Genomic DNA, 18,836 nt, shown 5'->3' with positions numbered 1-18,836 from the left:
CGAACATCGTCCCGAGGAGGAGTGGCCCATGGTGTCCACGGCGCCGTACGGAGCCTGGCAGTCCCCGATCGACGCGGAGCTCGTGGCGTCGCGCAGCGGCCGGCCCACGTGTGTGGGCACGGTGGGCGACGAGGTGTGGTGGATCGCCCCGCGCCCGGCCGAGGCGGGCCGGGCCACCCTGGTGCGGCGGCGTGCCGACGGCACCGAGGAGTCCGCGCTGCCCGCGCCGTGGAACGTGCGCAACCGGGTCTTCGAGTACGGCGGTTTCCCGTGGGCGGGCGTGCCGCGGCCGGCGGGCGGACCGCTGCTGGTCTTCACCCACTTCGGGGACCAGCGGCTGTACGCCCTGGAGCCGGACGCGCCCGGGGGTGCGGAGCCCCGGGCGCTGACCCCGGTCTCGGCGGTGGGCGGGGGCCTGCGCTGGGCGGCCCCGGTGATCCTGCCCGAGCGCGGCGAAGTGTGGTGCATGGCCGAGGAGTTCACGGGCGAGGGCCCGTCGGACGTGCGCCGCTTCCTCGCGGCCGTCCCGCTGGACGGCTCGGCGGCCGAGGACCGTTCGGCGGTGCGGGAACTGTCGGACGACGCCCACCGCTTCGTCACCGGTCCCCGGCTCTCCCCGGACGGGCGGCAGGCGGTGTGGCTCGCCTGGGACCACCCGCGCATGCCGTGGGAGGGCACCGAGCTCAAGACGGCCCGGGTGACGGAGGACGGCCGCTTCACGGACGTCCGCACGCTGCTGGGCGGGCCGGAGGAGGCCATCGCCCAGGCCGAGTGGGCGCCTGACGGCTCGTTGATCGTCGCGACCGACCGCACGGGCTGGTGGAACCTCCACCGCGTCGACCCCGCCACGGGCGCGGCCACCGAACTGTGCCGGCGCGAGGAGGAGTTCGCGGGGCCGCTGTGGACGCCGGGCCTGCGCTGGTTCGCGCCGCTGGCCAACGGGCTGATCGCGGTGGTGCACGGCAAGGGCGCGGCCGTCCTCGGCATACTCGACCCCGAGTCCGGGGAACTGGTCGACGCGGCCGGGCCGTGGACCGAGTGGGCGGCGACGCTCACGGTGAACGGCACCCGGGCCGTGGGCGTCGCGGCGAGCCCGCGCACCGCGTACGAGGTGGTCGAACTGGACACGGTCACCGGCCGGGCCCGCACGATCGGCGCCCGGCACACGGACCCCGTGGACCCCGCCTATTACCCCGAGCCGCAGATCCGCACCTTCACGGCCCCCGACGGCCGCGAGATCCACGCCCACATCTACCCGCCGCACAGCCCCGACTTCACCGGCCCGGCCGACGAACTCCCGCCGTACGTGGTGATGGCCCACGGCGGCCCCACGTCCCGCGTGCCCGCCGTCCTCGACCTGGACATCGCCTACTTCACCTCCCGGGGCATCGGCGTCGCCGACGTGAACTACGGCGGCTCGACGGGCTACGGGCGCGAGTACCGCGAACGCCTGCGGGGCCGCTGGGGCGTCGTCGACGTCGAGGACTGCGCGGCCGTGGCCGCTGCGCTGGCCGAGGAGGGCACGGCGGACCGCGCCCGGCTGGCGGTGCGCGGCGGCAGCGCGGGCGGCTGGACCGCGGCCTCGTCGCTCGTGTCGACGGACGTGTACGCGTGCGGCACCGTCCTCTACCCGGTGCTGGACCTGGTGGGCTGGGCGGACGGCGGCACGCACGACATGGAGTCCCGCTACCTCGACTTCCTGATCGGCCCGCCCGACGAGGTCCCCGAGCGGTACCGGGACCGGGCCCCGCTGACGCGGGCGGACCGCGTGAAGGCTCCCTTCCTGCTCCTGCAGGGCCTGGAGGACCCGGTGTGCCCACCGGCCCAGTGCGACCGCTTCCTGGAGGCGGTGGCGGGGCGCGGGGTGCCCCACGCCTATGTGTCTTTCGAGGGGGAGGGGCACGGTTTCCGGAGGAAGGAGACGATGGTGCGGGCGCTGGAGGCGGAACTGTCGCTGTATGCGCAGGTGTTCGGCATCGATGCGCCGGGGGCGCCGTTGCTGAAGCTGGGGGAGTAGCCCGTCTGCGGGTCGGTTGTGGCTGGTCGCGCAGTTCCCCGCGCCCCTGACGGGGCGCACCGTGGTTGTGGGCAATCGTTCCGCTGGGCGGAACGGGTGGGCACAACCTGACCACCGGGCAGCAACCGTCCCGCGGTCACCCCGGTAGGGTGATCCACATGGTGATACGGCCCCGCATCCTGGGCAACGATCCGTTGCCGCAGCAGTGGACCCGCGGCGGCCCGCCGCACGTCTGGCTCCTCCGCATCGCCGACCACGGCGCGCCCTCCGCGGAGGAGTGCAACGCGATCCTCGACCCCGAGGAGCGCGACCGCGCAAAGGCCTTCATCCACGACCTGCACCGCACCCGCTACGCCGCCTCCCACCTCGCCCTCCGCCGCCTCCTGGGCGCCTACCTCGGCGAGGCCCCCGAAGAAGTGCGGCTCACCCGTGAGCCGTGCCCCGGCTGCGGCGGCCCCCACGGCCGCCCGGCCGTGGCAGGGGCACCCCTGCACTTCAACCTCTCCCACGCCGGCGACCTCGCCCTCCTCGCCTTCGCCGACACCCCGGTCGGCGCCGACGTCGAGGTCCAGCAGCCTCTGTCCGTCGTGACAGAGGTGTCCCGCATGCTCCACCCCCGCGAGGTCGCGGAACTCGACGCCCTCCCGGCCTCCGCCCGCCCGCAGGCCTTCGCCCGTTGCTGGACCCGCAAGGAGGCCTATCTCAAGGGGACGGGCACCGGCCTCTCCGAGAGCCCGGCCGTCACCTACGTCGGTTCCGGCGAGGTCCCGGCCTCGCCGCCCGGCTGGGGGCTCACGGACGTCGACGCAGGTCAGGGCCATGCAGCGGCCATCGCGGTGGCGTCACCCGGGGGACGCTGGGATCGTTGAGGCATGAGCCTGGCACGTCGCGTCCGTGACGCGCTGACGCCCTCCAGGGTCGTGGTGCTGGCCGTCCTGGTGCTGCTGCTCGTCTTCGTGCTGGAGAACACCCAGCGCCTCACGATCCGCCTGATCGTCCCCGAGGTGACCGCGCCGCTGTGGCTGACGCTGGTCGCGATGCTGGTGATCGGCTGGGTGCTGGGGCGCTTCGTGCACATACGGCGGCGTCCCTAGGCGGTGAAGGGTGATGGCGCTCCTGGAGAAGAAGGTCGCCCTCCTCTACGGCGCGGGCGGCCCTGTCGGCGGTGCGGTGGCGCGTGCCTTCGCCCGTGAGGGGGCGAAGGTGTTCCTGTCGGGCCGGTCCTTCGAGTCGCTGGACGCGGTGGCCGACAAGATCCGCGCGGCGGGCGGTTCGGCCGAGACGGACCGGGTCGATGCCCTGGACGAGCAGGCGGTGGACCTCTATGTCGACGCGGTGGCCGAGCGGGCCGGGCGGATCGACATCTCGTTCAACCTGATCTCGTACGGCGACGTCCAGGCGCCGCTGATGGAGATCTCGGCCGAGGACTTCCTGCGGCCGGTCGTCACGGCCAGCCGCACGCACTTCCTCACCACCCGCGCCGCGGCCCGTCACATGATCCCGCGCGGCTCGGGCGTGATCCTGGCCTTCGGCGGCTCGGGTCCGCACACGCTGCCGGAGCTCGGCGGCTTCAAGATCGCGCTGGACGCGCTGGAGGGCCAGCGCCGCCAGTGGTCGTGCGAGCTGGGGCGGCACGGCATCCGGTTCGTCACGCTCAAGACGGGCGGGGTCCCGGAGACCATTCCGGAGGGCTTCCCCGGCCGCACGGAGATGATCGCCGGCCTGGAGCGGGCGAGCCTGCTCACGTGGACGGCGAACCTGGCGGACGTCGGCCACGTGGCGGCCTTCGTCGCCTCCGACCGGGCCCGCACGATGACGGCGGCCACGGTGAACATCTCGTGCGGGGCGATCATGGACTACTGAACGGCCGCCTCGTCGCAGGTGCCGCAGACCCGGTCGGCGTACTCCGGCGGGTACCACGGCTCACCGGGATGCTCCGAGGGCCGCCACGAGGCCGCCCGCATCGCGAAGGTGTCCTTGCCGCAGAACGTCCGCGGACCGGGAAGCCCCGGGTCCCCCGGAGTACTCGGCGCCGCGTGCACCTCGTGCACCGGGACCCGGGCCCCGGCGGGCTGGTCGAGCTCGTACACGACGAAGATCTCCATGTGCCGACGGTAGTCCAGGCCGGCCGGCGGCGCCGTGCGCAGGACCGGCCCTGTCGCCTGGCCGGCTTGCCCGGCTGATCGTGGGTCGAGCAGTGGGTGCCGCCACCGCCCGAGGCGATAAGCGCTGTCCGGTGGGTCGGGACGGTGCGACTCACCGGACGCACTGCCTAGGGCCCCACGAACCGCCGGGCCGATTCCTGGATGTGGGCCAGTCTGCGCAGGCTGAGCAGCACCGGTTCGTACAGCACGGTCAGTGCGACGGCCGCCTCGATCTGTCCGTCCGCCGTGGGCTGTTCCTCCACCAGGTCCAGGTCGGTGACGGCGAGTTCGGCGGCGAGGCGGCCGTACGGCAGCAGGTGCGCGGTGTCGCAGGGGTAGCCGAGGCGGCCGAGCGCGGCGACGGAGGCGACGAGCGTGGCGAGGGCGGGGGAGGGCTCGTCGTGCATGCCGTGCCAGCCCAGTTGCTCCAGCAGTGCGTCCACCGAGCGGCGTGCGGTTGTGGCCGCCTCGTCGTCCTCGGCGGGTCCGGGGTCGTGCGGCAGTGCCCGGGTGGCCGCGCCGAGCCGGAGGTGGTGGTCCTGTGATGCGTCCTCCGCGGCGCCGATCACTTCCCGCGCGACGGCCACCGGCACCTTGCCGATCTGGATCAGCGCCCGCACCAGGCGCAGCCGGCGCAGGTGGTCCTCGCCGTACTCGGCCTGGGTGGCGGTGACCCGGCGGCCGGGCTGGAGCAGCCCTTCCCGCAGGTAGTACTTGATCGTGGCGGTGGACACCCCGCTGCGCTCGCTCAGTTCGGCCAGTCGCATCCTCTTGCACCCTCCTTCGGATACTGGCACTATCCAAGCATGGATAGCGACGCTATCCAATGATGGGGAGTGGGGGAGAACGGCATGGGTAGGGCACCGATAGCGGAACGGGTCACGACGGCGGCCGAGGGGGAAGTGGTGGTCTTCCTCATCGGGATGCGCATCAACCGGTGGCGGGCGGTGCGCCATTGGCTGCCCGTCCTCAGGGCCATGCCGCGCATGCTCAAGGAGCTTGCGCGCGAGGAAGGCAGCGGGCTGCTGGGACACCAGGCGTACACGTCCGGGCCGCGCACCTATACGACCGTCCAGTACTGGGAGTCGCGCGAGAAGCTGCTCGCCTACGCCTCGGCCCCGGACCGGCAACACCGCCCCGCCTGGGCCGCGTTCAACCGCAGTGCGCGCAGCGCTGCCGGGAGCGTCGGCATCTGGCACGAGACGTACATCGTGCCGGCGGGCTCGTACGAAGCGATCTACCACGGCATGCCGGCGACCGGGCTCGGCGCGGCGTTCGGAGTCGAGCCGGTCGGGCGGCGGGGCGAGCGGGCCGCGGAGCGGCTCGCGGGCTGACCGGGGCCGGCACCGAGGCGCCCCGTGAGGGGCGCGGGGCGAAGCCCCGGGACGTCGACTGCGGGCGCGTCGTGGCTGATCGCGCAGTTCCTCCCCCAGCTACCGCTGGGAGGTGCCCCCAGCGCCCCTTACGGGGCGCTGCGCTCGGCCAGGAAGTCCTCCCAGGTCCGCCGGCCGACCGAGGCGCCCTCGAGCGTCAGGTTCTCGCCCGCGCGGTAGGCGCGGCCGACCTTTCCCGGCACCCGGACGGGCAGCGTCAGCCGGTGCTTGCCGCGCGCCTGCAGGTAGCCGCGGCTGAGGTCGCCCAGCTCGTACACCTTCGGCCCGGCGAGGTCCGGCACCAGACCCGCCGGCCGGCCGAGGGTCAACTCCGCGAGCCGGGACGCGACGTCGCGCGCGTCGACCGGCTGCCAGCGCAGGCCGCCCGGGGCGGGGACCACCGGCAGCTTCGCCATCTTCTCGACGACCGTCAGGGTCAAGTCGTGGAACTGGGCGGCCCGCAGCGTCGTCCACGGAATGCCGGATTCGGCCACGGCCCGCTCCGCGCCGAGCTTGGCCCTGAAGTAGCCCAGCGGCAGCCGGTCCGCCCCGATCACCGAGATGTACACCAGGTGTTCCACCCCGGCGCGCTGCGCGGCCCGCACCAGGTTCCGGGTGGCCTCGTCGTCGCCCTTGGGGCCGCCCGCGAGGTGCAGGACGGTCGTGACGCCGTCGAGCGCGGCGTCGAGGCCCTCGCCCTTGAGCAGGTCGGCGGCCACGTGCTCGACACCGGCGTCCTCGGACGCGCCGCCGCGCCGGCTGAGCACCCGCACGGTGCGGCCGGCGTCCCGCAGCAGCGGCACGACGTGGCGGCCGAGCGTTCCCGTGCCACCGGTGACCAGAACGGGAGCGGTCTTCGCGGTCTTCGCAGCCATCTCGGCACCATCCTCTGCGCTCGCCCGGGAGATGATCTCCCGGGTCTCTGGCCCTATGACCCGACGCGAGCAAGGAATGTGACAGGTGGACGAGAAAACTTCCGTGACCGTGCTTTTCGAGGAACACCGGCCGCGCCTCAGGGCGGTGGCCTACCGGATGCTCGGCTCGCTGAGCGAAGCCGAGGACGCGGTCCAGGAGACCTGGCTGCGGCTCGACCGTACGGACACCGCTGCCATCGAGAACCTCGGCGGCTGGCTGACCACGGTCGTGGGGCGCGTCTGCCTCAACATGCTCCGCTCGCGCGAGCAGCGGCGCGAGGACCCGCTGGAGACGGAGATACGGGTCCCCGACCCGGTCATCAGCAGTGAGGGGGGTGCCGTCGGTGTCGTCGACCCGGAGCGGGAGATCCTCCTCGCCGACTCGGTCGGCATCGCCCTCATGGTCGTCCTGCAGACCCTCGGCCCCGCGGAGCGGCTCGCCTTCGTCCTGCACGACATGTTCGCCGTGCCCTTCGACGAGATCGCGCCGCTGATCGAGAAGACGACGGCCGCGACCCGCCAGCTCGCGAGCCGCGCCCGCCGCCGGGTCCAGGGCGGGGCCGCGGTACCCGACCCCGACCTCGCCCGCCAACGCGCGGCCGTCGACGCGTTCTTCGCCGCCGCGCGCGAGGGCGACTTCGAGGCGCTCGTCTCGGTCCTCGACCCCGACGTCGTCCTCCGCTCGGACGCCGGCGCCGGCGCCGGTCTGACGCTCACGCTCCAGGGCGCGGGAACGGTGGCAGCCCAGGCGACCACGTGGGGCAAGCTCTCCCCGTTCGTGCGCCCGGCGCTCGTCAACGGCACCGCGGGCGCCGTGGTCGCCCCGAACGGGCGGCCGCTGTCCGTCATGGCCTTCACCGTCGTGGCCGGGAAGATCGCCGCCATCCACGTCCTGGCCGACCCGGAACGGCTCGGCCGGCTGGACCTGTCGGTACTGGACGCCTGACGGCGACTGTCCGGACCGGGCGGGCGCCGATAGGTTCACGCCCATGAGGTCATCACAGGCGGTTGTGCATCATTCGGCTTCGTCCTGGAGGCAGCCGTGCCCTCCGGCTGCCTCCGTCGAGCGCAGCATGCTGGTCGAGGGAATAGCCGAGCGCATCCTGGCCCTCGGCCAGGGCCGCCTGCTCGTGGGGGTCGACGGCTCCACCGCTGCCGGGAAGACGAGCTTCGGACATGAACTGGCCGAGCGGGTCAGTGCTGCGGGGCGGCCGGTGCTTCGGACGACACTCGACGACTTCAAGAAGCCGTGGAGGGACAGGCACCTCTACGACCGGGAGTCCGGTGAGGGGTACTACCGCAACGCGTACGACTATGAGGCGGTCAAGCGCCTGCTGTTGGACCCCTGCAGGTCACCGGAAGCGACAGCCTGTGCGCTGTGCAGCATCGACCCGCTGACCCAACGGGACCACTCGTCCGACGTGACGCAGCTCGGGGCGGACACGGTGCTGATCGTGGACGGTGTCTTCGCCTTCCGCCCCGAGATCGACGACTACTGGGACTTCCGCATCTGGCTGCAGGTGGATGAGGACCTGTCCGTTCAGCGGGGCGCCGAGCGCGACCGGAACTGGGCCGGAAGCGAAGCGGAGTCGATCCACCGCAACAGGTATCTGGTGGCCGAGCGCATCTATCGTCAGGAAGTCGACCCGTTGCCGGTGATGGACGTCGTCATCGACAACTCGGTGTTCGCGCGTCCGCAGATCGTGACCCCGTGACGAGGAGGTCATCATGCGGTGACCTCGGAGCGGGCGGGGACCGGCGGGCGAACGCCGGTGAGTGCTTCCGCGTGGGCAAGCAGGCGGGGTCCGAGCTCCCGGTACCAACCTCGGGCCACGGCTTGCAGCATCTCTGCCACCGCCGACAACTCCCCGATACGACCGGCGGGCGTGTTGAGGATCGCTGCGAACTCTGCGCGAATGCGCGCTGCAACGTCGGGGACGAGAAGGCTGTTGGCGTGGAGGAGCCCCGCGTCGTAGCCCATGGGGACCAGGCCCCACCGCTCCCAGTCCAAGAGCTTCAAGGGGGCGGTCGTCAGGTTGCCCCAATGCAGGTCACCGTGACCGGTCACTCTCTCCATGCGTGCCGGGGCGGGGACACCGAGGAACTGTGGGAAGGCGCGCTCGATCCATCTGTCCCGGACGGTCGCCTTCACGCCTTCCGCCTCGGCCAGCAGAGTCAGAGCTCCGCGCAGGTCGTCCCACCATTCGTCGGGCAATCCGGGGTCGCGGTCGAGGTCGGCCCGCTCCGGGGACACGACGGGCTGCGTCACGTAGCCGAGGACTTCCGCTTCGAAAGCCCAGTCCCCGTCAACCCAGTCGTGCACGGCGTACAGGCGGGGACGCGGAACGCCATCAGGCACCAACTCGGAGGCACCCACGATGCCTTCGCCCTGCTTCCTCCCCGCGTTGGCCCTGGCCGTCCGGCTCACCCTGAGCCATCGGTCCCCGGCGCGGCGCCCCAGGGTCACGCCGAGGAACCCCCACGCCGGCGGACCTGTGCACGTGAGGCCCAGAGCCCTGGCCGCCCGGTCGTGGGCGGCTTCCATCAGGACCTTCACCTCCTCATTCAGAGGCGAGTTCATCGATCACCCTCCTGAGTTCCCGGGCTGTCAGCGGCGCAGCCAGAGCCTTGGCGGCATCGTCCCAGTGTTCCCGGCTGCTCGCGGAGGTCAGGACGACATCGAGGGCCGGGCACGATCCGACAGCCAGGAGGGCGGCGGCTGCGGGCGACAAGCCGGGGCGGATGAGGTTCACCAGTTCGGGGGTCATGGCGCCGAGCAGTTCGCCGCCGTGCAAGGGCGCGGAGCCGAATGTGATCAGCCCGGCGTCCCTCGCCTGCACCAGCGGCCCGCCGCCGTTCAATGCCTGCCGGATCGGATCATCCATGATCAGGCTGACGGGCATCTGCAACCCCGTGAAGTGATGCTCGGCGGACCCCGCCGCCTGCCGGGCCGATGCGATCAACTCGGGAACAGTGAAAGTCCCGGAGAGCAGGCCCGACCAGGTTGCGACACCGTATCCACCGATCCGGCCCGCGTGGGCGAACTCTTCCAGGACCGTGAAGGCATCGCGGACACGCTCGTGCAGAGCAGCACGGGCAAGGCCGCGATCGTCATGCTCCGGGTTGTGTACAAAGACCAGGTCCACGCGGCCGAGCACGTCCAACGAGCGTTCCGTCTGCCGGCGGACGAAGCCCGGTTCAAGGCTGTGCCCGCCCGTGAAGAACCCCGTCTTGGTGGCTACTCGAACGGTTGAGTACTCCTCCAGAACGGGACGCAACTCCTCATGCGCCCGGCCCTGTGCGTAGTTGGGGGCCGTGTCCACCCAAGGGCTGCCGGCAGCCAGGGCGGTGCGCGCCGCATGACTGACGGCGCGCACCCGGTATGTCCCCAGGGAGAGCGCGGCGGTCACCGCGCGGTCCGCACAACTGCGACGGCATGGCCGTCGATGAGGAGGGCGACCAGGTCGGCCACTTCCTTGACCTTCAGTCCGGCGGAGTCGGCAAGTTCGCCCAGCGTGGTCGGCTGATTGTTCAGCAACGCATTCAGGACGGGCGCGGCGGATTCGGCGAAGTCCCACGCAGTGCCGGCCGCCGAGAAGGTGACCGTGCCCTTTGCCCGGTTCGCCGTCACACGACCCCTGGGAGTGGTGAGCTTGACCGTGATCTCCGGCCGTGCGGGGAGCCCGTCCACGTACGGCAACGAGGGAATCGCGTGTCCCGGATCGGTCGTGTCGATCGACTCCGCCCACCGCACGATCAGACCGGGGTCCGCCAACTCGTCCACCAGCTCACGGCGGAGCACGGTGGTGAAGTCCGACTGCTCTGCCGACGAGCCGAATCGTGGAATGTCCTTGCGCAGCGCGAGGGACGCCCGAAGCTGATCCACCACCCAGAGCAGCAGATCGGCGCCGGTGTGCGGGACCATGCCGAACGTCAGATGAAGGGACTCCGTGCCCTGGTCGGCGGTGACCGCGTGCCACCAGCCGCGCGGGAGATAGAGCAAGTCACCACGGGTCAGGACGATGTCCGCCACCGGGTCGCCCTCGGGCTTCTCCGGCGACTCCACGTCGCGGAAGGCTGGAGCCTCACGAGTGACTCCGTACAGGCGCCACCGCTTCGAGCCGTGCAACTGGATCACGACGACATCGTGGTCGTCCCAGTGCAGGCCGAAGCCCTCCCGCTCGGTCCACGACGCGTATGCGTTGGCCTGCACGGAAGTGCCGAGGAATCGTTCAAGGCCTTCGGCGGCCGCGCCAACGACAGGGTGGATCTTCTCGACCGCATCGAGGACGAGCGACGCCCCGTCTCTGAGCTGGGCGTGGAAGTCGGTTGGCTGGATGCGGGACCAGGTGACCGCGCGGCGGTTCGTGGTCGGTACCGCGTAACGGTGGAGCGGGACCAACTCCCCATCCACCGACAGGCGCAGCCGGGGCGGTTCAAGGCGTTGCGCCGCGATGATCCGGTTCAGGTCGTCCCACGAGAACAGACCCGCCACGTCGGCTGTACCGGGGATGTGAGCATAGGAGCGGTGGTACGTCTGGGCGAGGAATGTGTCCCCACCCAGACGCCCCGCCCACGAGGCGGCGTCAAGCATCGTGGGCGCCTCCGTCAGTCGTTGCCGTCGGAGCGGCCGCTGCTGACGTCGGACTCCTGCTCGGCCCGCGTCCGCGCAGTCATGATCTTGCGCTTCGCGACAAGCAGGCTGCTTCCTTCGGGGGTCGAGCCGTCGATTTCCTCCACCATGGGACCACCTTTCTTCTCGGGGACTCCACCAAGGACTTGGGGAAATGATTGCCCCGGAAGGCAGCGGCTGTGCAGTTCTTTCCCGTCATGGACTAAAGATCATGAACGGTAGGCAGCTGACCATGACGTCAACAGGGCCCTGGCTTCCTGACCGAAGAGCGCATATCCCTCCAGCGTGGAGAACAGTTCCAGATGCATCTCGATGTCCCTCGGATCTCTCAGGACGACGACACCGGTGGTGTTCTCCACGGTGGCCAGGGTGTTGTCGTAGACGGTGAACGTGTCCATCGGAGCCATCGGCTTGTATCCGGCCATCGGGATCACGCCGAGCTTCACATTCGTCAGGTGCGTGAGCGAAGCAAGCCGGTCGATCTGCAGCGCCATTGCGGCAGCCGGCAGAAGCGGCCACCTGACAGCCTGTTCGGTGAGGAGGAACGTGAACCGCTTCGTCGTGTCGTAGAGAACCTCCTGCCGTTCCAGTTTCCTCGCGATCGTCTTGGTGACATCAGCCGGAGAGTGGGCAAGGCTGGCCCGAACGTAGTCGGGTGTGGACAGGAGCCCAGTGATCATCGACAGCAGAAAGAAACGGAACTCCGTGGACGAGGATTCCAGGGCGGCAAGTTCGGTCTGTTTCTTCTCCAGGCCCCTCCGGCGCAGTGAGCGCAGGTCCTGCCATTCGGTGTTGGCCAGCCTTGCGAGAGCAATGACATCCTCGATGACCTCGGGTGGAGCGACAACAGCCCGGAGGATCCGCTCCAGATCGAGCAGGCTCGGCTGCACCTTCCCGTTCTCGATCCGACTGACCTTTGACTGGGACATGTTGCAACGCCGAGCGAGCCGATCCCCAGTGAGACCGGCTCGCTTGCGCAGTTCTCTCAGCAGGACGGCCAGCTCCTGTTTCGGCTGCCCCAGCTGGCCCGGATCGAACGTCACCCGCTCACGTACTCCAAGAACGGTACGGATTCGGCGACGGCAATTCGCTTCCACCGCCGGTACGGCTCCGGGTCACCCTCGTGGAGTTCCCGGTTGATCTGCGTTCCGTCCGTCCGGTAGTTCATCAGGACCACCTTGGAATCGTCGAACATCCAGAAGTCCTGGTCCGGTAGGCCGGGGTTCTCCCGGTCGGTGAGATCGAGAATGCGGATGTCTTCGCCGGCCTTCACGTGGTGCCGGTAGTAGTACTCGAACTCGAACCGAAGGTAGTCAGAGAGCGGCCGGGTCACAACGTGCACCCTGCCGACGTTCTTGCCTTCCGAGGCCCATCGTCGAACCTCGTCCATCCAGACCGAGGTGTAGTCGTCCGGCGACTTCTCCCCGTCGAGAAAACGCTGCAGCTTCTCCGCTTCCTGGGGCATGGTGTAGACGGGCAGCATCTCCAGTCGCCACGCCTCGTGCTCCATGGAATCGAAGCAGTCGTTCCACGCGTCACCATCCAAGTGCACGGATCGCCTCCCTGAGAACAGACTCCGGGATTTCCACGAGTCCTTCCCCTGCGGGCGGGGCGAACGCCTCGGACACGTCGCCCTGAACGATGAACGATCCGGTCGCCGTGCGGTACACGTTCGGGCAGTCCTTCTCTCCGCACTCGCCGTTGCCGTTGCCGCTGCCCGTGAGCCGGGTGAGTGCCGCACGTTCAGACATGCCAACCCCCTTGCTCCGGCCCAGGTTGGGCCGCCTGACCCCCGACGGTAGAGAGGGTGACGCTCGGCGTCCATGCGTGCGCGCGACTATGCGTGTTGTTGCATAAAGAGGCAGGTAGGCCGTTTGTTCGTAGGCGGCTTGACCTCAACCGCAGTTGAGGATCTAGCGTGTGGCAGGACGTGACCTCGGGGGAGGGAAACGGAGACGTGAGCATGATTCTGGTGACCGGCGCGACGGGGACCGTCGGCAGCATCCTGCTGGAGCAGTTGCACCGTTCCGGAGTTTCGCCTGTGCGTGGGCTGACGCGCGACCCGCAGCGGGCCGCGTTCCCGGAGGGGATCGAGGCCGTGGAGGGCGACTTCGCCCGGCTCGAGACGCTCAAGAACGCGCTGGACGGCGTGCGTTCGCTCTTCCTCGTGCCGGGCTTCGGCGGCGAGGCGGACGTCCTGGCCGCCGCCCGCTCCGCCGGCGTGGAGCACGTCGTCCTGCTGGGGTCCCTCGGCGCCGGGACCCACCCGCACCTCATCACGAGCCGGGAGCGGCTGGCCGTCGAACAGGCCCTGAAGGACAGCGGGATGACCTGGACGATCCTGCGCCCGACGCAGTTCGACTCGAATGCTCTGTGGTGGGCGGTCCCCATCCGCGAGCACGGGTCGGTGTTCTCGCCGTTCCCCGACACCGGCCTGCCTGCCGTCCACCCCGCCGACATTGCGGCCGTCGCACACGCCGCCCTCACCGACCCGGCTCGCCACCGCGGGTGCACGTACCCGCTCACCGGCCCCGAGACGGTCACGCCGCGGCAGCAGACCGCGGCCATCGCCGAGGCGCTGGGCCGGGAGCTCACCTGCGTCGAGGTCGCGCGGGACGCCGCGCACCGGCAGTACGCCGCCGGCCTGGGCGACGAGAGGGCCAAGGAGGTGCTGGACCTCATGGGCGGCGACCCCCGGCCCGGCCTGTTCGAGGTGCACGACACGGTGCAGCGCGTCACGGGCCGTCCGGCCCGGACCTTCGCGCAATGGGCGCGGGAGAACGTGGCCGCGTTCCGCTGACGAAGAGACCAGTTGACCATCAGCACCGCGCAGCGGATCCGCTGCGCGGTGCTTGATCGCGCCCTGAAGGGGCGCGGGAACGGAGTGCTCAGTACAGGACTTCGCCCATCGGGGAGTCGTCACCGACGACGTAGGCGCGGATCGCCGCCAGATACGCGTCGCGGGCGACCCGCCCGTCGCCATCGGTGTCCAGCGCGTCGAACGCGGCCTCGGCGTTGCCGGGCGGATTGTTGAGCGCGGTGCGCAGGGTGGTGAACTCGGCGCAGTCCAGGGCGCCGTCCCCGTCGGCGTCGACGAGGTCGAACAGCGAGCCCAGTGCGTACTGGCAGACGTTGTCGAACTTGTCGCCGTCCACCCATGCGTCGTAGTCGTCGAAGGCCAGTCGGCCGTCTGCGTCGGCGTCCATCGTCTCCCAGGCCTTGAGCCCTGCCGCACGGGGCGGTGGCGACGAGGGGGTCCTCCTCCGTGCGCCCCGTCGCGCTGACCACCCGGTCGATGCGGGAGAGGTAGTCGTGCGCCGAGATCACGCCATCCCCGTCCCTGTCCATCATGGCGAAGACGCGCCGGGTGGGGGTGGCGGCGGCTGTGGTGCTCGTACGGTCCACGCGGATTTCCTCCTGCTCGCATCAGCTCGACGATGTCTCGTCCCGCCCTTCCTACCCAGCGTGCTCCGAGACCTCGTACGGCCGTCGCAACAGGTGAAGCCGACGGAAGCGGTGGCGTGTGGGGCCGCGCGCCAGGGAGGGCGCGCGGGCGGCGCGCTGCGAGGCGCCGGGGTGGCGACTGCGGCCGGGGGCAGTCAAGTGGCAAGCGGTTCGGACGTTTTGGAGGGTATGTGTTCGGAATGCGTGGTGCGGCGGTGGCGCTGGGCTCTCTGGCGCTGGTGGTCTCGTCGTTGGTGTGGGCGCCGGACAGTCAGGCGTGGCCCGGCGGCGGGCAGGGGGCTGTCACCTGCACGGGCAATTCCGAGGGCCGCTACGCCCCGCCACTCGTTCTCCTGCCGCAGCCGACCCGCATTCACGCGGACGTGCGCTACTTGTGCACCGTACGTACCGGCCACACCGTCCCGGCCACCAGCTCCTTCGACTCCTCCCTGACCATGGCGTCCTGCGCCTCGGATTCCGATGCGCTCGGCGTGGAGAAGGTCCGGTACGACGGCGGCGGACGGTCGGTGATCGTCATCGACAGTGCCACCACAGCTCGTGTCGCGGGAGTCCTGTTCGTCCTGCAATCGGGCCGGGTCACCGAAGGACGCGGCGCAGGGCACCAGGTACGGCGAACCGTGGCCGCCCCGCCCCGGCAACTGATCACGGACTGCCTCACTTCCGGCCTCCGAGGCAGCAGCAGTGGCGTTCAGCTGGAGATCCTGCCCTGACACCGGAGCAGGGATACTGAAGGCATGGAGCTGCGTGGGGACAAGGTTGTGCTGCGGCCAGTCGCAGAGAGCGACGGGGAAGTCTTGGGCAGGATCGTGCGGGAGCCGGAAGTGGCGGCGTGGTGGTCGCCCCCGGAGGACTTCGAGGGCATGCTCGTCGTCGTCTTCGAGGACGAGGTCGTCGGGGCGGCCCAGTTCGAGGAGGAGACCGACCCCGAGTTCCGCCGAGCAGGCATCGACATCTTCCTGACGGCACGGCAGCACGGAAAGGGAGTCGGTACCGACGCCGTGCGCACGCTGTCCCGATGGCTGGTGCACGAACGCGGCCACCACCGACTGACCATCGATCCCGCTGCGGCCAACACCGCGGCGATCCGCAGCTACAGCAAGGTCGGGTTCAAGCCTGTGGGGATCATGCGCGCTTACGCTCGCGACCACCGGACGGGTCTGTGGCAGGACGGGTTGCTCATGGACCTGCTGGCCGAGGAGCTGACATGACCGGTCAGCGGGCTACGTTCCGCTGACGCGGTGACCATCAGCACCGCGCAGCGGGGCCGCTGCGCGGTACCGGCTCACCCTCCAGACCGTCCTGGCAATCATGCGGCCGAGGATGCTCACCAAGAGGTAGTCCCGCATAGCGCTTCCTGTGCGGTGCCTTGGACTTGCTGCAGTCAGCCACGCTTCCACCACCATGCAAGGCACGCGATGGTCATGATGAGCAGGATCAAGAGTGCGGCGAACGCAACTCCTATGACGGCCATGGCGTATGTGTCGTCGGTGATGGTCATTCATCCCCCTGCCGGACGTCCCTGGCATCGTTCCTCCTGTCAAGCTCTGCGTCTATCGCTCGCATGAGCGCATCTTTCAACTTCGGCGAACGCGCTTCGCGCCATTGGTCGGTGAGATGCTCGAGGAAGCGCTCGGAAATCCCACTCGTCCCCGGCGGGTGCTTGCTCGGCATGATCAACCCCGTTGCGTACGTGGAGTCAGAGGTCGTAGTAGGGCTCTTTCTGGCCGTCGGTGTTGATCGTTTCGGGCTGGCAGAGTCGGTGCTCTCCTTCGGTGACGATGTTGGTTTCGGCGGTTCCCAGCAGCATGGCTTTTCTGTTCCCGTCGGCCATGTCGAAGGAGTTGGTGTTGTTGGCGATTTCGGCGAGCGGCCATGCGATGACCTGGGCGTAGTTCGGCGGGGTGGGCTGGGGGCCGGGTTGGGGCGGCGGTGGCGTCCACGTCGGTGCCGGCGGTGGCGGGACCTGTACGGGTACGGGGTAGTGCACGGCGACCCACCCGCCGAAGGTGACGGGGATTTTGTAGTTGTAGGTGCAGATGCGGCGCCGGACCGTGGCGATGACGTCCACCCGGCTGGGAATAGTTCCACTGATCTCGGACTCGCGTGTCCATTCAGTGGTCAAATCGCCGCTGATAGAACCGGTGATCCCGAGCATCAGCTGTGCCGACACCTCCCCGGTGCCCGTGGCGCTACCCGTTGCGGTTGTCGAGCTTGTCGCCTGCGTCTGGGTCTCGTTGTCGACGCCGATGTCGTCTTTGCTGTTCTTCAAGGTGGTCGTCTGGGACTGGAGCAGCTCCATGCTCTTCTCCAGGTCCTGTTTCAGCTCGGCGGTGGCCACTGCCCCGTACGTGAGCTGGATGTCCCCCTGGAGCGACCAGCTGATGGTGGCCTGCATGCCGAAGGTGACAGTGTCTGTGAAATTCCTTGTGGTTTGGTCGGTTCCGTTGATGTACGTGTTCTTGGAGACCACTTCGGGGGGAGGTTTCATGATGGGGCATTGTTCTTCGATGAGTGGCACGCCCAGATTGAAGTAGGGGTGCCATCCGCGCTGGTTCGCGGTGGGCTCGCCCGAGGGGTATGCGAGATAGATCGAGTCGCCCAGGGAGAATCCGTCGGGGGCGACTGGGTTTCCCCCTCCTTCGGGGGTCAGCTTCAGCCTGTCCTGGTTCCGTGCCAGGATGTCTGCGGCTTTGCCGCTGATATTGAGCTCCGATTGGTTCAGTGTCGTCAGGGGGTGGCGTACAAAGATATCGGGGAGAAAGCATGTGCCTACAGGGTTGATGATGTCTTCGCCGCTAGGGCCCTTTGTGTAGCCGGTCATTGCCTTCAGGCCTCCTTCCGCCGCAGTGCTGCATGATTTGTCGATACTGGCAACCACGGTTCTCTGCGCGGGAAGCGCAAGGGTGGACAGCCAACGAGGCCCCCGGGCTGTGGTGTCGAGACGTCAGACGTCTAGATCAACAGTCCGGGGGCCTCGCCTGTTACAGGCCGTTACTCGTCACTTGACCGTGGCCGAGTTGAAGATTCTTGCTCGAACCCTGCGCGGGTCCGTGTCCGTCAGGCAGGCTGGGCCACCGCGCCGACGCCGCCCCTGGCCTTGGTGGAGTCCTGGTCGATCTGCCACAACTGGTTATTGCGGTTGCTGATGTAGAACTTGCGGTTGACGGGGTCCAGTGTGAGGCCTTCGCAGTCCTTGAGGTTGCTGGCCACCGAGCGGTACGCGCCGTTGGCCAGAGTGATCTCGTACAGGCGCCCGCCGCCCGAACCGGAGTTCAAGTGGCTGATGGTGTATGCCAGGCCGGCGGAAAGGTCGAGCGCTACGCGAATGGTGCTGTCCCCGGGAATGGAGGTCACGACGCTGACGGTGCCGCTGTCCACGTTGACCTGGTACAGCTGGTAGCCCTGGGAACCAGGGTTGTCCTTCCGGCCGACGTACGCCGTGCGGTTGGCCATGTCCAGCGCCACTCCGGCGACACCCGCCGGCGAAAAGGTGGTGATGGGGGTGGGTTTCACCGGCAGCGGCTGCGACAAATCGACCGAGTACAGCGTCCCGCTGCTCCAGCTGGCGACGTAGGCAACATTGCCCTTTGTATCCAGCGCGAGGCCGTACGCGCCGGAGATGCTGGCAACCGTTGTGGGGGTGGGAGAGCTGGCGGTCAGGTCCAGTGAGGCCAGGCGTCCACCGCTGTAGTCGGCGTAGTAGGCCACCTTGCCCTGCTGGCCCAACGTCACATCGCGGATGTCGCCCAGGCCGCTTGCGATCAGGTCCACGGCGCCGGTGGCGATCGTCACCGCGTACAGCCGTCCGCCGGCCTGGTCGCCGACATATGCCGTCTTCCCCAACGGGTCCACCGCGACGCCTTCGGACACCCATTGACCCGTCGCGATCAGGGCGTACTTCGTCGTCGGGGGGCCCATGAGCCTGTTGATGTCGCCCGTGCTCGGAACGTCTGCGTCGCTGATGCTCACATTCACCGATTTGTTCGACGTGTCCCTGGTCGACGATGCCACATCGGACGTCGTGCTCGGGTTCTCGAAGTCTTTGTCCTGTTGCGTGAATGCAGCCTGGGAACCGCCGAAGAAGGTGGGGAAGAAATTCTCCATCAGATTGAACGATTCAAGTGACACGGGGGGCACGGCGCTCGGCCCGTATTTCATCTCCCAGTCGCGAAAATCCGCCGAGCGGCCCTTGGAGCCGGAAGTGGTGCCAAGGATCCCTTGAATGGTCTTCTGCCCGGAAGCGGCTTGGTCTCCGCCAGTTCCGAAGATTTTACTAAAGAACATGACTTT

General features: G+C 69.2%; 23 protein-coding genes. 10 read left to right on the top strand and 13 right to left on the bottom strand.

The window, feature by feature from the left end; translation table 11 throughout:
* The first annotated feature begins 28 nt into the window (after positions 1 to 28).
* From ACMATS_RS08890 to ACMATS_RS08875, 4 genes are all read left to right on the top strand, one after another.
* Positions 29 to 2,017, top strand: coding sequence for a S9 family peptidase (locus ACMATS_RS08890; RefSeq protein WP_414167574.1), 1,989 nt, complete (start codon positions 29 to 31; stop codon positions 2,015 to 2,017).
* Positions 2,018 to 2,175: 158 nt separating this feature from the next.
* Positions 2,176 to 2,886 (top strand): 4'-phosphopantetheinyl transferase family protein, encoded by a 711-nt coding sequence (locus ACMATS_RS08885; RefSeq protein WP_414167573.1) that lies wholly within the window; start codon positions 2,176 to 2,178, stop codon positions 2,884 to 2,886.
* 3 nt (positions 2,887 to 2,889) lie between these two features.
* Positions 2,890 to 3,111 (top strand): DUF1049 domain-containing protein, encoded by a 222-nt coding sequence (locus ACMATS_RS08880; RefSeq protein ID WP_390778086.1) that lies wholly within the window; start codon positions 2,890 to 2,892, stop codon positions 3,109 to 3,111.
* Positions 3,112 to 3,124: 13 nt separating this feature from the next.
* The gene (locus ACMATS_RS08875) at positions 3,125 to 3,880 is read left to right on the top strand and encodes an SDR family NAD(P)-dependent oxidoreductase (RefSeq protein ID WP_390778085.1); all 756 of its coding nucleotides are present in this window, start codon (positions 3,125 to 3,127) and stop codon (positions 3,878 to 3,880) included.
* Here ACMATS_RS08875 and ACMATS_RS08870 read toward each other — a convergent pair.
* Both ACMATS_RS08870 and ACMATS_RS08865 read right to left on the bottom strand, forming a co-directional pair.
* Positions 3,874 to 4,122 (bottom strand): hypothetical protein, encoded by a 249-nt coding sequence (locus tag ACMATS_RS08870; RefSeq protein WP_390778084.1) that lies wholly within the window; start codon positions 4,120 to 4,122, stop codon positions 3,874 to 3,876. The genes ACMATS_RS08875 and ACMATS_RS08870 overlap by 7 nt on opposite strands.
* 167 nt (positions 4,123 to 4,289) lie before the next feature.
* On the bottom strand, positions 4,290 to 4,928 hold the full coding sequence (locus tag ACMATS_RS08865; protein WP_414167572.1) for a MerR family transcriptional regulator: 639 nt from the start codon (positions 4,926 to 4,928) through the stop codon (positions 4,290 to 4,292).
* Positions 4,929 to 5,012: 84 nt separating this feature from the next.
* On the opposite strand from ACMATS_RS08865, the gene ACMATS_RS08860 reads away from it, so the two are divergent.
* Complete coding sequence (locus ACMATS_RS08860; protein ID WP_414167571.1) at positions 5,013 to 5,495, top strand: DUF4188 domain-containing protein; 483 nt, start codon at positions 5,013 to 5,015, stop codon at positions 5,493 to 5,495.
* A 128-nt stretch (positions 5,496 to 5,623) separates the two neighbouring features.
* Here the strand turns inward: ACMATS_RS08860 and ACMATS_RS08855 are convergent, their stop codons facing one another.
* Complete coding sequence (locus ACMATS_RS08855) at positions 5,624 to 6,409, bottom strand: SDR family oxidoreductase (RefSeq protein ID WP_390778081.1); 786 nt, start codon at positions 6,407 to 6,409, stop codon at positions 5,624 to 5,626.
* 85 nt (positions 6,410 to 6,494) lie between these two features.
* Here ACMATS_RS08855 and ACMATS_RS08850 point away from each other — a divergent pair, with 85 nt between their 5' ends.
* Both ACMATS_RS08850 and ACMATS_RS08845 read left to right on the top strand, forming a co-directional pair.
* Positions 6,495 to 7,394: a sigma-70 family RNA polymerase sigma factor gene (locus ACMATS_RS08850; RefSeq protein WP_390778080.1), complete on the top strand. Its 900-nt coding sequence runs from the start codon at positions 6,495 to 6,497 to the stop codon at positions 7,392 to 7,394.
* Between the two features lie 127 nt (positions 7,395 to 7,521).
* Complete coding sequence (locus ACMATS_RS08845; RefSeq protein WP_414167570.1) at positions 7,522 to 8,163, top strand: uridine kinase; 642 nt, start codon at positions 7,522 to 7,524, stop codon at positions 8,161 to 8,163.
* Positions 8,164 to 8,174: 11 nt separating this feature from the next.
* Here the strand turns inward: ACMATS_RS08845 and ACMATS_RS08840 are convergent, their stop codons facing one another.
* From ACMATS_RS08840 to ACMATS_RS08810, 7 genes are all read right to left on the bottom strand, one after another.
* A complete protein-coding gene (locus ACMATS_RS08840; protein ID WP_414167569.1) occupies positions 8,175 to 9,029 on the bottom strand; it encodes a hypothetical protein in 855 nt (284 codons plus the stop codon).
* A complete protein-coding gene (locus ACMATS_RS08835) occupies positions 9,010 to 9,858 on the bottom strand; it encodes an aldo/keto reductase (protein WP_414167568.1) in 849 nt (282 codons plus the stop codon). The genes ACMATS_RS08840 and ACMATS_RS08835 overlap by 20 nt, the downstream gene beginning before the upstream one ends.
* Positions 9,855 to 11,042: a cupin domain-containing protein gene (locus tag ACMATS_RS08830; protein WP_414167567.1), complete on the bottom strand. Its 1,188-nt coding sequence runs from the start codon at positions 11,040 to 11,042 to the stop codon at positions 9,855 to 9,857. The genes ACMATS_RS08835 and ACMATS_RS08830 overlap by 4 nt, the downstream gene beginning before the upstream one ends.
* Positions 11,043 to 11,056: 14 nt before the next feature.
* Positions 11,057 to 11,191, bottom strand: coding sequence for a hypothetical protein (locus ACMATS_RS08825; protein WP_414167566.1), 135 nt, complete (start codon positions 11,189 to 11,191; stop codon positions 11,057 to 11,059).
* A gap of 99 nt (positions 11,192 to 11,290) precedes the next feature.
* On the bottom strand, positions 11,291 to 12,124 hold the full coding sequence (locus ACMATS_RS08820; RefSeq protein ID WP_414167565.1) for a helix-turn-helix domain-containing protein: 834 nt from the start codon (positions 12,122 to 12,124) through the stop codon (positions 11,291 to 11,293).
* Entirely contained in the window at positions 12,121 to 12,633 is a 513-nt protein-coding gene (locus tag ACMATS_RS08815) for a DUF6879 family protein (RefSeq protein ID WP_414167564.1), read from the bottom strand. The genes ACMATS_RS08820 and ACMATS_RS08815 overlap by 4 nt, the downstream gene beginning before the upstream one ends.
* Positions 12,617 to 12,832, bottom strand: a complete 216-nt coding sequence (locus tag ACMATS_RS08810; protein WP_414167563.1) for a hypothetical protein — start codon at positions 12,830 to 12,832, stop codon at positions 12,617 to 12,619. Before ACMATS_RS08810 ends, ACMATS_RS08815 begins: the two co-directional genes overlap by 17 nt.
* Positions 12,833 to 13,044: 212 nt before the next feature.
* On the opposite strand from ACMATS_RS08810, the gene ACMATS_RS08805 reads away from it, so the two are divergent.
* A complete protein-coding gene (locus tag ACMATS_RS08805) occupies positions 13,045 to 13,881 on the top strand; it encodes an NAD(P)H-binding protein (RefSeq protein ID WP_414170683.1) in 837 nt (278 codons plus the stop codon).
* Positions 13,882 to 13,969: 88 nt separating this feature from the next.
* Here the strand turns inward: ACMATS_RS08805 and ACMATS_RS08800 are convergent, their stop codons facing one another.
* Complete coding sequence (locus ACMATS_RS08800) at positions 13,970 to 14,287, bottom strand: EF-hand domain-containing protein (protein ID WP_414167562.1); 318 nt, start codon at positions 14,285 to 14,287, stop codon at positions 13,970 to 13,972.
* Positions 14,288 to 14,716: 429 nt separating this feature from the next.
* Here ACMATS_RS08800 and ACMATS_RS08795 point away from each other — a divergent pair, with 429 nt between their 5' ends.
* Together ACMATS_RS08795 and aac(6') are read left to right on the top strand one after the other, a co-directional pair.
* Positions 14,717 to 15,256 carry a hypothetical protein gene (locus ACMATS_RS08795; protein WP_414167561.1) on the top strand — a complete coding sequence of 180 codons (540 nt, stop codon included), beginning with the start codon at positions 14,717 to 14,719 and terminating at the stop codon, positions 15,254 to 15,256.
* A gap of 24 nt (positions 15,257 to 15,280) precedes the next feature.
* A complete protein-coding gene (gene aac(6') / locus ACMATS_RS08790; RefSeq protein ID WP_414167560.1) occupies positions 15,281 to 15,754 on the top strand; it encodes an aminoglycoside 6'-N-acetyltransferase in 474 nt (157 codons plus the stop codon).
* Between the two features lie 488 nt (positions 15,755 to 16,242).
* Here aac(6') and ACMATS_RS08785 read toward each other — a convergent pair whose 3' ends face one another.
* Positions 16,243 to 17,367, bottom strand: a complete 1,125-nt coding sequence (locus tag ACMATS_RS08785) for a gluconolaconase (protein WP_414167559.1) — start codon at positions 17,365 to 17,367, stop codon at positions 16,243 to 16,245.
* A 236-nt stretch (positions 17,368 to 17,603) separates the two neighbouring features.
* Entirely contained in the window at positions 17,604 to 18,830 is a 1,227-nt protein-coding gene (locus ACMATS_RS08780; RefSeq protein WP_414167558.1) for a hypothetical protein, read from the bottom strand.
* Positions 18,831 to 18,836 lie beyond the last annotated feature (6 nt).

The organism is Streptoverticillium reticulum (assembly GCF_047456005.1).
In the GTDB taxonomy this organism is placed as follows: domain Bacteria; phylum Actinomycetota; class Actinomycetes; order Streptomycetales; family Streptomycetaceae; genus Streptomyces; species Streptomyces reticulum.
This window is presented reverse-complemented; position numbering and strand designations above follow the sequence as displayed.